Origin of the sequence: Paenibacillus sp. FSL L8-0436 (assembly GCF_038593025.1) — a bacterium.
Lineage (GTDB): Bacteria > Bacillota > Bacilli > Paenibacillales > Paenibacillaceae > Paenibacillus_AQ.
This window is the reverse complement of the sequence record NZ_CP151955.1, coordinates 6128997-6144129: the sequence shown is the minus strand read 5'-3', so window position 1 is coordinate 6144129 and position 15133 is coordinate 6128997. Positions and strand designations below refer to the sequence as shown.

General features: G+C 52.7%; 15 protein-coding genes and 1 riboswitch. Of the genes, 14 read left to right on the top strand and 1 reads right to left on the bottom strand.

The genetic code is table 11. From position 1 onward, the window contains the following. Positions 1-201: 201 nt before the first annotated feature. The 11 genes from NSS79_RS28395 to NSS79_RS28345 all read left to right on the top strand — a co-directional run bounded on the left by NSS79_RS28395 (position 202) and on the right by NSS79_RS28345 (position 9736). Positions 202-489, top strand: a complete 288-nt coding sequence (locus tag NSS79_RS28395; RefSeq protein WP_038596026.1) for a hypothetical protein — start codon at positions 202-204, stop codon at positions 487-489. Between the two features lie 25 nt (positions 490-514). Further along, the gene (locus tag NSS79_RS28390; RefSeq protein WP_341096009.1) at positions 515-859 is read left to right on the top strand and encodes a restriction endonuclease subunit S; all 345 of its coding nucleotides are present in this window, start codon (positions 515-517) and stop codon (positions 857-859) included. Further along, the gene (locus NSS79_RS28385; protein WP_076110804.1) at positions 856-1158 is read left to right on the top strand and encodes a hypothetical protein; all 303 of its coding nucleotides are present in this window, start codon (positions 856-858) and stop codon (positions 1156-1158) included. The genes NSS79_RS28390 and NSS79_RS28385 overlap by 4 nt, the downstream gene beginning before the upstream one ends. A 4-nt stretch (positions 1159-1162) precedes the next feature. After that, positions 1163-1603, top strand: a complete 441-nt coding sequence (locus tag NSS79_RS28380) for a hypothetical protein (RefSeq protein WP_342437074.1) — start codon at positions 1163-1165, stop codon at positions 1601-1603. Between the two features lie 206 nt (positions 1604-1809). Then, positions 1810-2349 carry a GNAT family N-acetyltransferase gene (locus NSS79_RS28375; protein WP_342437073.1) on the top strand — a complete coding sequence of 180 codons (540 nt, stop codon included), beginning with the start codon at positions 1810-1812 and terminating at the stop codon, positions 2347-2349. Between the two features lie 168 nt (positions 2350-2517). Beyond that, a riboswitch (purine riboswitch) is annotated at positions 2518-2616 on the top strand. Between the two features lie 64 nt (positions 2617-2680). Continuing rightward, the gene (locus NSS79_RS28370) at positions 2681-4018 is read left to right on the top strand and encodes a 5'-deoxyadenosine deaminase (protein ID WP_342437072.1); all 1338 of its coding nucleotides are present in this window, start codon (positions 2681-2683) and stop codon (positions 4016-4018) included. Positions 4019-4162: 144 nt separating this feature from the next. After that, a complete protein-coding gene (locus tag NSS79_RS28365; RefSeq protein ID WP_342437071.1) occupies positions 4163-4744 on the top strand; it encodes an RNA polymerase sigma factor in 582 nt (193 codons plus the stop codon). Further along, the gene (locus NSS79_RS28360) at positions 4744-5922 is read left to right on the top strand and encodes a hypothetical protein (RefSeq protein ID WP_342437070.1); all 1179 of its coding nucleotides are present in this window, start codon (positions 4744-4746) and stop codon (positions 5920-5922) included. Before NSS79_RS28365 ends, NSS79_RS28360 begins: the two co-directional genes overlap by 1 nt. A 163-nt stretch (positions 5923-6085) precedes the next feature. Further along, a complete protein-coding gene (locus NSS79_RS28355; protein ID WP_342437069.1) occupies positions 6086-7984 on the top strand; it encodes an LTA synthase family protein in 1899 nt (632 codons plus the stop codon). A 9-nt stretch (positions 7985-7993) separates the two neighbouring features. Further along, on the top strand, positions 7994-9427 hold the full coding sequence (locus tag NSS79_RS28350; protein ID WP_342437068.1) for a hypothetical protein: 1434 nt from the start codon (positions 7994-7996) through the stop codon (positions 9425-9427). A gap of 135 nt (positions 9428-9562) precedes the next feature. Next, a complete protein-coding gene (locus NSS79_RS28345) occupies positions 9563-9736 on the top strand; it encodes an aspartyl-phosphate phosphatase Spo0E family protein (protein WP_076110797.1) in 174 nt (57 codons plus the stop codon). 264 nt (positions 9737-10000) lie between these two features. Here the strand turns inward: NSS79_RS28345 and NSS79_RS28340 are convergent, their stop codons facing one another. Beyond that, positions 10001-10765 carry an AAA family ATPase gene (locus NSS79_RS28340; RefSeq protein WP_342437067.1) on the bottom strand — a complete coding sequence of 255 codons (765 nt, stop codon included), beginning with the start codon at positions 10763-10765 and terminating at the stop codon, positions 10001-10003. A 221-nt stretch (positions 10766-10986) separates the two neighbouring features. On the opposite strand from NSS79_RS28340, the gene NSS79_RS28335 reads away from it, so the two are divergent. The 3 genes from NSS79_RS28335 (at position 10987) to NSS79_RS28325 (ending at position 15062) form a co-directional block, all read left to right on the top strand. Next, the gene (locus NSS79_RS28335; protein WP_342437066.1) at positions 10987-12078 is read left to right on the top strand and encodes a DUF3880 domain-containing protein; all 1092 of its coding nucleotides are present in this window, start codon (positions 10987-10989) and stop codon (positions 12076-12078) included. A 64-nt stretch (positions 12079-12142) separates the two neighbouring features. After that, positions 12143-13243, top strand: coding sequence for a glycosyltransferase (locus NSS79_RS28330; RefSeq protein WP_342440458.1), 1101 nt, complete (start codon positions 12143-12145; stop codon positions 13241-13243). Between the two features lie 253 nt (positions 13244-13496). After that, positions 13497-15062, top strand: coding sequence for a glycosyltransferase family 4 protein (locus NSS79_RS28325; RefSeq protein WP_342437065.1), 1566 nt, complete (start codon positions 13497-13499; stop codon positions 15060-15062). The last annotated feature ends 71 nt before the right edge of the window (positions 15063-15133 follow it).

The window sequence follows — 15133 nt, the reverse complement described above, 5'->3', positions numbered from 1 at the left end:
CGGTCAGGAACTGATTCTAATCTGTGTATGGTAAAAAATTCAATTTCATCCTCAGAATAATCTGACTTTCCGCAGCTGTCAATCTCCGCCTATTCTTAGCAAAAGTCTTCAGGCCTCCTCAAAGTTACACCGGTTCTCCGCACCGTCAAGGCGCTTGCCGCATATGCTGTAGCAGGGCGTTTGAGCAAAGGAGACATGAAGGTGCAGAATAAAATAACAAAAGTGCTGCAGCACATGGCCCATACGCACGAACAGATGGCGCGGATTCTTGACGCCGAACGCCACGTTGCCGTCCGTATGTCGCAAATAGTCCATGATCTGCCGGATGCGGAGCCTGATTTTGGCGGATTCAGCGGGCTGGTAGAAAGCCACGGTCAGGTTAACAAGAATATTATTGCGTACTTGAACGCGATAGCCGATCTGGAAGAAGCGATGGCTGAAGGGGTAGGCAGAGTCATCAAGGAATTAAACGGTCAGGAAGAAGAGTAGCGATTAAAAGAGCAGGAGGCGGAAGATGAGCAGAGAAAAGGCTTATCTGCAAATGCTGGAGTCGACCGCTACTATCCAGTGGAACATCGCGATGATTCTTGAAGCCAAAGCGGTGGAAGCGGAAAAGGTGAAGCAGTGGACGCAGCATCATATCCACGCTAGAGCGTTCGATACCCATGAAGAGCAGTTGAAGCAATCCCTCTCCATTCATGAAGTGATCGTGGAAATGGTGGAAGGGCTGACGAAATTGGAGAATGGGCTGTACAGCAATTTAAAGGCAGTGTTGGGCAGCGGTGAGGAAGAAGGCGGCGGCGAAGGCTTTGGCGGCATGTCCGGTGAAGGCTTTAATTTCGGGGACGACGACAAATGAGCGGCGGGCTTCTCTCCGAACACGCCGTCAAGCTGGAGATGATCCGCTCCATTGCCCGCAGCCAGGCCGCACTCGCCGCGATCTTGGAGAGCATCGCCGAAATAACGGGGCAATCGGAGCTGACAGCCCGCAAGCTAAGTGACAATATCAGAATCCTAAGCCAGTACCAAAGCGCCATGTGCCGGATGATGTCCGGCATTTCGCTGCATCAGCCCAAACGGGGAATTCCTGCTGCACCATGGCTGAGCAAGACATGTGCAGGAGGAACCTCAAGAGTGCATGGAGTACAGGAGGAGTAGAAGAATGAAGAGGAAGAAAGCTATCAAGCGTTCAGGCAGGGGAACCCGCAGACGAACATTGTTGCTATCCCGGAAGGCCAGGATCGGCAGAGGCCGCAGCCGCAGAGTTCGTTATGGCAGAGCCCCAAAAGGTCTGTTGGTGCGCAAGAAGAGAAGACAACGCCGCCGGATTGTGCAGAAAATCCAGGTAGTGCATCCTTCTGTGCAGCCGATAGTTCAGCCGGTAGTGCAGCCGCCAGTGCATATGGTACCTGTGCAGGTGGTCCCAGTGGTTGAAGCTCCTCCGGCGCCTCAGGTAGTGCAGCTCCCCCCGGATCTTGGCGTCCCTACGGAAACGCCGCCGGGAGACGCCTTTCAGCAGGGCTACACCGAAGCATACAACGTGGGGTTCGACGCCGGTTTCGCCAAGGGCTTCGAGGACGGGCATAAGCTGGAGCTGGGCTGAGACATCCAAGGCCAAAGGGTAAGGGGCCAATTAGAGGGCTGGTGAAGGTTAAACCGCCGCTACTCCTCTATAGGCCGCTTCCCTTTGATCCGCCCGCTCTGGAGCAGTTGGAAAGCTCTGGTCTATTGATTGTGCTTCCGGTTATGGTAGACTTCTTTACAGAATCCTTGCCGGATTCAAAAGTCGATAGAAAGTGGAGGGTACACATGAGCGGTAATAAGATTCGGAAGGCGCTGAGAGAAGAAGTCGGGGAGATTATGGAGCTGATTGCCAAATGTGTACAGGTTATGCAGGCCGGCGGAAGCGACCAATGGGATGAGAGCTACCCTAACCGGGAAGTTATCGGTCTTGATATCGAGCGCGGCACACTGTATGTCTATATCGACAATGAAGCCATTGCGGGTATTATTGTATTGGATGAGAATCAGGCGGAGCAGTACGGGGAGATTCGCTGGTCGCAGGAGCAGGGACGGCATTTAATCATGCATCGCCTGGCTGTTCATCCGGAGGTGCAGGGCAAGGGCATTGCACGGAAGCTGACCGCTTTTGCCGAGGAGCATGCTGTGAACTGCGGATACAGCAGCATCCGGCTGGATACATATATGAAGAATACCATAGCGCTTAGCTTATATCCCAGACTTGGCTATGAGCGCAGGGGTGAAGTCTCGTTCCCCGGCCGCACAGCGAATTTCCCGGTATTCGAGAAGGTGCTGGAAGGCGAAGCGAAACTGGACGGACAAGCTTAAGGAATATTTCCTGTAAAAACGTATTTTATGTAATGTTAGTTAACGTTTAAGAGGGTTTCACTGACTTTTTAAGGATCTTTTCATCATTTTTTAAGAATTTCCGCATTTATATGTAACTTTAGTTGACAACAAACTTATCCTTACTTTATGATGGGATTATTCAGAAAGTAATTGAATAGTCTTTTCTTTCGTATATCCTTAATAATTGGTTTAAGGGTCTCTACCGGGAACCGTAAATTTCTGGCTACGAAAATATGCTGCGGCATATTTTTGTGGCCTTTTTGTGTTATCTGCAGCAGCTAACTATTATCTGACAAGGGGGAATCGGACCATGGCGAACATACTGATCAAACATGCGGAGATTATTACGATGAACAAGCAGGAGGAGATTCTTTACGGGGATATCCGCATTAAGGACAGCCTGATTGTGGAAATCGGCAGCGGGCTGCAGCCGCAGGACGGTGAACGGGTCATTGACGCGAAGAACCGTACGGTCATTCCCGGTTTTGTACAGACGCATATTCATTTATGCCAGACGCTCTTCCGCGGCAAAGCCGATGATCTGGAGCTGATGGATTGGCTGCGCAAGCGGATCTGGCCGCTGGAAGCGGCGCATGATGAGGAATCACTCTATTACTCCGCCATGCTGGGTATAGGGGAGCTGATTTCCAGCGGCACAACGACCATTGTGGATATGGAGACGGTGAACCATACGGACTATGCTTTCCAGGCCATAGCCAAGAGCGGCATACGCGCCCTGTCCGGCAAGGTGATGATGGATCAGAAGAATGACGAGGTTCCTGCAGCCCTGCAGGAGGAGACGGCTGCCTCTCTTCAGGAGAGCGTGGACTTGCTGGAGAAATGGCATGGCTATGGCGGGGGCCGGATCCAGTACGCCTTCTCGCCGCGGTTTGTCATCTCCTGCACGGAGCCGCTGCTGAAGGAAGTGCGGGATCTGTCGGCCCGCTATGGAGTTAAGGTGCATACCCATGCTTCGGAGAATCTGGGGGAGATCGAGATTGTCCAGGCGATGACCGGCATGCGCAATGTCGTCTACCTCGATCATTTGGGGCTGGCGAATGATCGCTTGATTCTCGCGCATTGTGTGTGGCTGGATGACGAGGAGAAAAAGATTTTGCGGGACTGCGGGGTGCATGTCAGCCACTGTCCGGGCTCCAATCTGAAGCTGGCTTCCGGGATCGCCGATACACCGGGGATGCTGGAGACCCACATCCATCTCAGTCTAGGTGCGGACGGTGCGCCCTGCAACAATAACCTGGATATGTTCAATGAGATGCGGCTCGCCGCAATCATCCAGAAACCGCAGCATGGGCCGACCACGATGGATGCAAGAAGTGTCTTCCGGATGGCGACCATCGGCGGGGCCAAGGCGGTAGGCATGGAAGACAAGATCGGCAGCATCGAGGTAGGCAAAAAAGCCGATCTGGCGATTCTCAACCTCTACAACTTTCATACCTTCCCCTCCTTTGATGTAGATCCGATTTCCCGTATTGTCTATTCCGCCACCCGGGCAGATGTGGAGACGACAATCATCGACGGTGAAATCGTGATGGATCATGGCCTGTTGAAGACGGTAGATAAGGAGGTTGTGCTGCATGAGGCCAACCGTTCTATTCAAAGACTGCTGGCGCACTCTCCGCTGGGCTGAAGCATTGACCGTTTGAATCGGAAAACGTTGATCAACCCTATCCTTTGGCGGGAGGCTGCGGCCTTCCGTTTTTTTTGCTGCATCCCTAAAGAAATTTGGCCGAACGGGAACCCGTTAGCTGGCAGTGAGGTCATATGTAGTGAGGTGAATGTATTGGAACTCGATAATCTTAAAGCTGCAGAAACAATGGATGAAGAACAGCTGAGGCGAATCATGAGCCTGTATGGCGAGGATATTTGGCATTATATCTATTATCTCACCGGCAATTCCGAACAGGCGGATGATCTGGCCCAGGAGGTATTCGTCAAATGCTATTACCGGATCGGGACCTACCGGGGAACTTCCTCGCTGAAGGCTTGGCTGTTCACGATTGCGCGCAATACGGTGTTTTCCTACCGCAAATCACGTTTCTTCCGATCAGGCCTGTGGGGCGGAGTTCAAACCCTGAGTCCTTCCGGCTCCGGCAATGAAGGGTTCGTGCTGGAACAGACCGGTATTACCCGTTCGGCGGAGATGGAGTATCTCGGCAACCGCCATATCGACGACATTTGGAGCATTATTATGAAGCTGCCGGATAAATTCCGTGAAGTGCTGGTGCTCGATTTAAGAGCGGAACTGTCGGTAAAAGAAATTGCCGAGCTGACCCGGTTATCTCCGGGAACCGTCAAATCCAGACTGCACCGTGCGCGGCGTAAAGTCCAGGAAAGTATAAGGGGGTTAGAGTGATGCGGGAACGGGAGCCTGAGTGGTATGAACGGGCTAGAAAAGGGCCACTCGAAGAGGCGAAATTTACGGAGGTGCATGCCGGTAAGGTTATGCGCCGGGTGAAGGAAGGCGAGCCGCAGCAGGAACGGAAAGGAGTTAAATTCCGTGCGGGCATAGCCGCCGCTGCCGGCATCCTGCTGCTTGTGGGAGCAGGGGTGTTTTACCTGGGAACCGGACCTTTTGGCGAAGGAAACACCGCCGGTCCTTCCTATCAGCATGAAGAAACCGCTGACGTTACGGAGGCCGGGATGATCAAGACGGCAGAGAAGACGATGCAGGAGCAGCTCGGCAAGAAGCTGCCCTTTCAAAGCATAGAACCTCAGGCGGGAGCGGATCAGGTCCGGGTTGTTTTTAGAAACGGCGAAAATTTTGCATATGTCTGGGTCAGCACGGAGACGGGGAAAGTGATGATGTACAGTATGAGCGCTATATTCGGTCCTGAAGAAATTGATGACGATATGCTGGGCAAGGCCAAGGAGAAACTGCGGGAGCTTGGATATAAAGGAGAGTTCAAAGCGGATAGGTCGACACGGATTGTGGATTACGGGCGTATCCCCAATCAGGCTGCACAGGTGAGCGAGAACCTGTTCTCGGGAGCGGCGCAGATTGGTTATGTGAACGGGAAATATGACCGGGCTTACTTTGACGTGGGTCAGGAGGAGGTAGGGGAAGACTTGAAGCAGACCGCGCTGAATGCGATGAGCAATTTAAGAAGTGGCACGGTTAAGCTGAATAAAGCAGCCCGCAACACGGTAGAGGGAAGGGATGGGGAAATCACTTTGTTTTATGGACCGGATGTATTCTCATCTTGGTTTGTAACGATGAATTATGTTACGCATGCGGTCCTGGAGATTTCCGATCTGTCGCTGGCCCCAGCCGATCCGGCTAGTCCTGAGCAGCGTACCGAACAGGACCAGAAGCTGCTGGACATGGAGAATGCCAAGCTGCAGAGCGCGGCGGCAGCTGTTGCAGATGGAATATTCGGTATTCGGCTGGAGGACTACACGCTGGTCAAGAATCAGCCGAGGCCAGGAACTGTTACCTTTGAGAGCGGGGGAACGGCACCGGCAATCGAGGCCTCCTATAATCTTGAAGGGGTCATGTACAGCTTTAAGGTGAAGCGTGAGATGAATCCTTAATAAGGGTGGAATTCAATATATTATGAAGAGGGATGTGTGCCTGCATGAGGCCGCATCCCTCTTTGATATACATAACAAGTTTGCTATACTAGAGAAATCTGATATTTTACTGAAAATAAGAGCAGAATTTACAAAAGAGATTACGGATGAATAAGGAGAACTAATGAGCGAGAACAAAATTGGGCTGGTGCATGCCCATTTCTTTATTGTGGCCGGACTGATCTGGCTGAAGCTGCTGCTGCTGAGAATACTGTTTTTCGACCGGATCTCCTGGGAATGGATTGCGGCGGATATTGCTCCGGTTCTGCTAATTATGGGGGTTATGGCGCTGATTGTACCGGGACGGATGAAGACGGCGGTCTACTGGAGCTTTAACGGAATATTGTCGCTGCTGCTGTTTGCATCCAGTGTCTATTTTAACCATTTCGGGTCGGTTCCAACCTATTTGGCTTTCTATGAGCTGAATCAGGTTTTTGCGGTAAAAGAGAGCGTGGAATCGACCATCGAGTACATTGATTACCTGTTTTTTGCCGATATTGTGATCATGATTCTGTACGCGTTGATTCGCAGATGGCGGAGAGGTACAGCTTATCCGGTGCGGAGCTGGCGGTCTCCCCGTGGGCGGAGAGCCCAACTGATCGTCATTCTTGTCGCCATTATAGGCGGCGCTTCGCTGTCGGTCTACTCCGTACATGCGGCAAAGGGAATTACCAATGAGCTGGTTCAGGCGGAGAGCGCCGGATTTCTGAATTACGAAGTGGTGGCTGCGATCAAAGCCCAGGAGGATAATGGCCTGATTGGAACCGGAGATATCAAGGATACCATAACCAAAGTAACGGAACTTCAATCGTCTTATCCATACAGTGATAAGGCCCCGGGGACGGTGCCGGATTGGTTCGGCTCGCAAAAGGGCAAAAATGTAATTGTCATCCAGATGGAAGCCTTTCAGAATTTTCCGCTGCATCAGTCGCTGGACGGTCAGGAATTAACGCCGGTGCTGAACCGCTTAGCGGGAGAGGGCTTTTATTTTCCGCATGTCTATCAGCAGATTGGTCCGGGCAATACCTCGGACGCTGAATTTATGAGTAATACCTCGATCTATCCGATAGGCACGCTTGCGATGTCAACGGGCTTTGGAGACCGGGAGCTGCCGAGTCTGCCCCGTCTTTTGCGGGATAAAGGCTACGAAGCTTACACCTTTCATGTGAACAAGGTGGGGTTCTGGAACCGCAATCAGCTGTATCCGGCGCTGGGCTTTAACGGCTATTATGATAAGGGCCATTATACCAATGATCATTTCAATGCTTTCGGCGCTTCCGATGTGCAGCTGTATATTACAGCGGTTGATGAGCTGGCGAAGCTGCAGCAGAAAGGGACACCCTTTTATGCTCAGCTGGTAACCGCCTCCAGCCACCACCCGTTCAAGATCCCTGATGCTGCCAAAAGAATAACGCTGCCGGAGGATTTGCAGGATACCATGCTGGGCGATTATTTAACGGCAATCAATTACACTGACTATGCCATCGGGACGCTGATTGAAGGACTGAAGCAAAACGGGCTGTGGGAGAACACCGTGTTGATGCTGTACGGCGATCACTTTGGACTGCAGCCTAAGGATGTGCCGCCGGAGCAGGTGGAAACTGCGCTGGGAATGAAATATGATTCGCGGGTCAGCCGATTCAACATCCCGCTTATTATTCATGTTCCGGGCATGGAGCAGGGGCGGGTCGTGGACCGGACCGGCGGCCAAATGGATTTCGTTCCGACTCTGGCCAATTTGCTGGGGATTCCGCTGAAAGAAGAAAGTTATACGGCGTTCGGGCAGGATCTGCTTAATGTTGACCATAATGTAGTGGGCATGCGTTACTATCTCCCCACGGGTTCCTTTTTTAATGATGAAATTATGTTCGTGCCGGGTAAAGGCTTCGAAGACGGTGAAGCCGTTTCGCTGGATACGCTGGAGCCTGTGAAGGATTTCAGTTCATACAAACAAGACTATGACTATATTCTGAAGCTGATGGGCCTGTCTGATGAATATGTGAAGCTGCTTCCGCAGCGCTAGGGGGATACTATGAAAAGACTATTGAAGGCAGAGGTACTGGCGGCTCTTGCCGGGAGCGGGCTGATTATTTATCTGCTGTTCCTGAAGCCGTTCGTCGGAGTTGCCGACAATGGCGACTTTCTGCGTATGATGAATACGATCGGCTTGAATTACTATGAGGCTGTGGAAGGTTATGCTGACCGCTTTTTCAGCTTCAGCCATTCCAGATTTTCTTATAATAATCTGTTCCGGGGGTTTTATCCTTCGTCGCAAATTTTGCTGGTGCTGGTGCCAAGGCTCATTTCCGGCCTTTTCCACGGCAGCTATTTCGATATTCGCCTGCTGGGTGCCGTTTATGCCCTCCTGCTGCTGGCAGCCACCTGGCTGATTGTTAAGCTGGGCACAGGCCGTTCCTACATTACGGGACTGGTGCTGGGTGCGGGAATGCTGTTTGTTTTTTATGACATCGGATATTTGGCTTATTTCAATTCGCTGTTCGGCGAACCCGTGTCGATGGTGTTTATGCTGCTTACATTTGCGCTGGGTCTGAGACTTGCCGGGCAGGAACAGCCTACCCCCAAAGGGCTGACAGTGTTCTTTATTGCCGTGCTGTTCCTGATCTGCTCCAAAATCCAGAACGCGCCGGTGGGCATAACATTTGCGCTGATCTTCCTGCGGATGGCCGCACTCAAGGGATCAGGCAACTGGAAAAAGCTGGCCCGGTGGTTTGCGGTAGCGGTATTTCTTGTGTCAGTCATTATGTATGTGGGGGCACCCAAGGAACTGAAACATATCAATCTCTATCAAACGGTATTTTTCGGGATTCTGAATGAGTCGCCGGATGTGCGGGGGGATTTGCGCGATCTGGGGCTGCCGGAGCGGCTGGAGGTGCTGGCGGGTACGAATTATTTTCAGGGAGATACAGCCATCAAGCAGGATGATCCTTCACTGACGCCGGATTTCTATGACCGGATGTCCCATAAGGACGTGTTGTTCTTCTATTTAAAACATCCTTCCCGCTTGATAGACAATATGAAATACGCTGCTGAGAACAGCATGTCTATCCGCCCTTATTATTTAGGGAGCTATGAGAAGAGCGAGAATAAGCCGGCAGGTGCACTCGCCTATACTTACAGTGCTTGGAGTCAGTTTAAAAACAACCACATTCCGCATACCCTCAGTTTCCTCGTTTTGTTCTATCTGGTGTATTACGGCGGAGTGCTGTTCGAATATTTCCGTACCCGCGAATTACGCGGACGGATAGCCGGTGAGCTGATGATGCTGTTGGGCCTGATCGGGTTGTTCTCCTTTCTGGTACCGATCCTGGGCGACGGACGTGCGGATATCGGCAAGCATTTATTCCTGTTCAATGTGTGCTTTGATATGATGGCCGTAGCTATGCTGGGCTGGGTAGTACATAAGCTCGTAGGCGCAGGAAAACACTTTACAGGCCAAAAACGTTAGGCGCTGAAAACTTACCCAACTTGGCCTTCTGCAGAGGAATTGACCCTTAACTGATTATGGAATACAATGTGTTTGGAACTTTAGTAAATAACAAGAAATCGGCTTGAAACAGCCTCATCCAATAAGGGGGCCGCTATGGGAAATGATGAACACAAGGATAGAATTGAACAGGCAAGACAGGAATTGAATAGAATGGCCATTGAGTATGGAATGAATGATTTAAGAGTGCTTCGCCAATCCGTAAAGCTGGATGCTCTACTGAACGAGTATACCGATTGCCTCACGGACAAGGACGATCAGCTCTACTAGAGTATAATAGGAAGCAATTTTATAGATGAAGACACTTTAACGGCAGCCGTTAGGGTGTCTTTTTTTATGTACAGGAAATTATGAGAGGAGAAGTGCACTTGAAATCACGCAAGCGTTGTCACTTGGCAAAATGAGAGGGCGTGTGCCACAATATGTGTCATGATCCAAGCTTTAAATAGCGAGCGTATTCACTATTGTGGTATTTTTTTCCGCTTAGTCTGCTTGGGGATACTCTTGGCACTGTGATAAGCCAGATAACGCCAGTTAGCCGTCGCTCAGCAGCTCGCGCAGCATGCCTTGTCGGTCGTTCAGGAACGCCTTGGTCACAGTGTAATGTTCCGTATCCTCCAATGCGGCCTGCCGGATGCCTTCCTCTCCCAGGAGATAGATATCTGCGCCCGGATAAGACATCAGGATAGGTGAATGTGTCGCGATAATGAACTGCGAATGCTGCTGCACCAGCTCATGCATCCGCACCAGCAGCGACATCTGCCGCAGCGGGGACAGGGCAGCTTCCGGCTCGTCGAGAATGTAGAGCCCTTGGCCGCCAAAACGGTGAACAAAGGTGGAAAAAAAGGATTCGCCATGCGACTGCTCATGCAATGACTTGCCCCCGTAGGAATCCTTGATGAAGTTGCCTGCCTTAGGCTCTTCATCCAATTCGTCAATATAAGTCGCCACATTGTAATAACTCTCCGCACGCAGGAAGAACCCGTCCTTTGGACGCCGTACCCCTTTGGCAATACGAAAGAATTCATACAGATGTGAATGTGAAGACCGGGTGTTAAATGAGAAGTTGAGTGTCCCGCCTTCCGGATTAAAGCCCCATGCCGCCGCAATTCCCTCCAGCAAGGTTGATTTTCCCGTTCCGTTCTCCCCTACCAGAAAAGTAACCTGCTTCTGAAACTCCAGACGATGGAGGTCGCGCACCGCCGGCAAATGAAACGGATAAGTCCGGAAGGAAGGAACCTTATCGCGAAGCAGCTCCGCATGGCGGACGTAGAGCATGGCATTATTCATTGCATTCATTCTCCCACTCTCCCTACTTACGAATGATATCTTGCACGCTCAATTGGCTTGTCTTCAGTGTAGCCTGAGTGGATAAATTCTGCAAAGGTTCGGGCAACCCGGGTGGATGACAGGGGGCATCAGCCAATTTCGCCGTAATACAGACAGGTGTCCATGAGGCGTACGCTGACTCCGCATATAGTTATATTGTCTTGAGAATATGACGGGGCAGGGTGAAAGCCGTGAAAGTTAAAAAGAGAACAGAGCGTCCGCAGGAATATAGGGACGGATATCAGGAGGGATACCGTCTTGGTTTGTGTGAAGCCGTGAAACGCCTGAATTCTCCGGAGGCAGGGCAGGAGTGCCGCCCGCTTAAGCTGATGTACGTTCCCCAGGGATTTCAAGCCATAGACGCAGGTGTAACGGAGGCGCTTAGACAGCTGGTCAGTGAATTGGTCTTAAGCGATCCGGAAACCATGCTGGAAGTTGCGGCGCGCGAAATGCCGGGAGCGGTACTTGTCATGAACGGGCTGCATGTGTTTCCCGAGAACCATTTGGAGCAAATTACCGAAATCAAAAAATTGGGTATTTCTACGGCAATCTGGTTTGTAGATGATCCTTATTTTACCAAAGATACTTCTGTTATCAGCCAGCATTACGACCATGTGTTTACGCATGAGCTGGGCTGTGTGGAATTCTACCGCTCACTTGGGGTGGCTTCTGTTCATTATCTTCCGCTCTGTGTGAATCCGCAAATGTTCTATCCGCGCCGCACCGATCCGCAATATCAATATGATGTGGTGTTTATCGGCAACGCCTTCCGCAACCGGACGGAGCTGTTTGATGGGCTGGCTCCTTTTCTGAAGGACAAAAAGGTGCTGATCGCCGGCGGGTTCTGGGAGCGTCTGACCCAGTTTGAGGAGCTCTCGCCTTTCATTAAGGACGGATTTATTCCGCCTGAGGAAACAGCGAATTACTACAGCGGGTCAAAGCTGGTCATCAACATTCACCGTCCATGGGAGGGGGGACAGGATAACCGGAATTCCTTTCAATTGCCGTCCCGTTCTATCAATCCTCGAACCTATGAAATCAGTGCTTGCGGAACAATGCAGCTGACCGATATCCGTGAAGATCTGGACCGCTTCTACCGGCCGGGGTTTGACATGGAGACCTTTGGCTCTGCTGAAGAGCTGCAGCGCAAAATCGAATACTATTTGGTTCATGAGAAGGAGCGCCGCCTGATTGCATTGCGGGGGCTGCAGACGACCTTGCGCAACCATACGTTTATGGCGCGTTTGCCTCAATTATTGAATGTTCTTACTGCACAAGTGTGAATTCCAAAATGGGATGAAGGAGCGAATACTCATGAAGACTGAATTTATTATGCCCGCACCGCCTATGCCGCGGAGCCCTGCGGAAGAAGAAAAGCTGCGCGGACGGCTGACCGGCTTCAAGGTAGGATATGACGAGGGCTACTTACGGGGAAGGCTCGCCATTCTGGACGGCCGTCCGGAAGCGCCGCTTCCGGTACGCAAGATTCATGTCATGTACGTAGCCTCGGGTAAAGGCTACCCGTATTCGCCACTGGACGATGCGGTACTTTACGCCTTGCAGAAATTAACTGTACAGGTCACGGTTACCGATGTGCGCCAGGATCTTGTTGAGCTCGCCACGGCGCAGTGCCCCGATCTGATGCTGGTGCTGGACGGCCTTGATTTGCCGCTGGAGCAACTCTCCGTCCTGCGGAGCAGAGGCATCAAGACGGCGATCTGGCTGACCGATGATCCGTATTACACCGATTTCACTATGAAAATTGTGACGCATTACGACTACGTGTTCACCCTGGAGCGCAATTGCGTGGAAATCTACCGTGGCCTCGGCTGCACAGAAGTACATTACCTGCCCTTTGCCGCCCACAGGGAGCACTATCGTCCGACGACGGGGCGTTCTCCGGTATGCCGGGATATCAGCTTCATCGGCTCCGCTTACTGGAACCGGATTGAGTTCTTCCGCAATATTATGCCGGAGCTGATGAGCTACAACACTGTGATCAACGGCATCTGGTGGGATCGTCTGCCCGAGGCTCAGCTCTATGGAGAGCGCATTGAAGTCGGGAAGTGGATGTCGCCGCAGGAGACAGCCACCACGTACAGCGGCTCCAAAATTGTCATAAACCTTCACCGTTCCCATGTGGACGAGGATGCCAACAACAATGCGCTGGTTATTCCCGCGGCTTCACCTAACCCGCGCACCTTCGAGATCGCGGCCAGCGGCACTCTGCAGCTGAGTGATGCCAGAGATGATATGGGCTCCTTCTATAAGATCGGAGAAGAAATCGACACCTTCTCCAGCCCGCTGGAATTGATGGAAAAAGTCCACTATTACCTAACTCATGAAGAAGAGCGCCGGGAAATGGCCTTGCGCGCTTTTGAACGGACCCTGAAGGATCATACCTACACGAAACGCCTGAATCAGCTGTTGAACATAATCTATGGCTAACCGATAAGGGGACAAAATACCAGGAAATGTGCGTATATCAGGGGACAGGTGTCGTGCCGGCATCTGTGCCCTCTCAATATACTGGTGAAGTAACCTGACCTTGGCGTTTGCCTGCAAAGAGCACTGCTCCAAGTGATTCAGTGCTTTCGAAGCAAGTTTTACACGAAGAACTGTCCCGTAGCTAATGCTTCGTAAAACTTTTAGGGAGGTGAATGGTCGCTCGAGGCCTCTTGCCAAGGAGCGCCGAAACACCATGGCCGACAAAGCTACAATCGTCCTCTTTTCCCATGTTTCCAATACGCGCAGTATTACGGGTGCGGAGAAGCTGCTGCTGTTCTTCGGCCGGGAGCTGTCTCCATACTTTAACTGTATTCTCGTAGCGCCCCAGGACGGCAAGCTGACGCGCCAGGCCCGCAGCTTCGGCCTGAATGTAGTGTTGCTGTCGATTCCTCTCGTCTACGGAATGTACACTCCTTATGCCGGACTGGAAGCGGATATCCGCAAATTCCAGGAAAGCCGGGAATATCTAGAAATGACAGACTGGCTGGCTGGTCTGCGTCCGGCATTTATTATCTCCAGCACTTGTGTGCATGCTTTGCCGGCAATGGCGGCGAAGTCGCTTGGCATCCCAGTGGTCTGGAAGATTTCCGAGACGATTACGGACAATGAGTTCACCCCGATTAGTGTAGACCTGATCCACAGGAACAGCGATGAAATTCTGGCAATTTCGCATACGGCTGCGGCCTGTTTCCCGGCGGATATCCGCGAAGGCAAGGTAACCCAGCTCCCGCCGTCCTGGAATGATAAAGATTTGATGATGGAAGCCTGGAGCAAGCTCCGGGGGGAACGGCGGAGTGAGCTCAAGGTGTCTCCGGATGAACCGCTGATCGGGTATATTTCCTCTTTCATCAACAAGGAGAAAGGGCTGGAGCATTTCGTCAAAATGGCCGTCCTTGTCAGTGAGCAGTATCCGAAGGCGAAGTATCTCGTCATTGGTACTCCCGGAGACAAAAACTACTATGACCGCTGTGTACGCAAGGTGAAGCTGGAGGGACTGACCTCCCGGTTCAAGTTCGCGGGATATGAAGAATGTCTGCCTTCGGCCTATTGCGCAATGGATCTGCTGGTTGTTCCCAGCCTGATCCGTGAGGGTTTCGGCATGACCGCCCTGGAGGGAATGGCCTTCGGCAAACCGGTGGTCGCCTATGATTCCGGCGGGCTGCAGGAGATTCTGCACATGGCCGGCTGCGGCAACCAACTCGCTCCGGTGGAGGATATCGAGGCGTTGGCTGACCGGGTAAAGGTGCTGCTGGCGGAGCCGGGACTGGCGGCGGCCATCGGCAGCCAGTCGCGGGAGCGCGTTGATGCCGTATACGGCCCGGCGGCCTACAGGGCACGGTTGCTGGGGCTGGCGGAGCGCTGGCAGCTCCGTTACTGCACGGCAGCGGTGGTAGAGCTGCCAATCTGCAGTGAGCCCGCCGAGCCGCTCTCCGGCGGTGCGCCTGTGCAACTGCCCGTAGGCGAAGCGCCGGGCAGCAGCGAACCCGTGGTGGCGGCGGAACCACCGCCACCGCCGCCGGAGCAGCCACCGCCGCCGGCGCCGGGCAAGGGCCACTCGCGCCGCGCTACACGGCTGCGCAGAGCGAGGCTCCGGCGCGGCAAGCTGCGCCGCGCCAAAGCCCGGGCGCGCCGCAGCGGGCGCCCGGGCCGCAAGCGGCGCACGGCGCGGCCGGCACGCCGGAAGGGCAGCGGCGGCAAATCCCGCCGCACAGGCAGCCGCGCACGCCGGCGTGGGAAGAGCCGCCGCAAAGCGGTGTGAACACTGCGGGTGCACCTCCCCGCAGTGGGTGAAATACAGCAAGTTATACTCAGACAAGGTAGGGGAGTGAA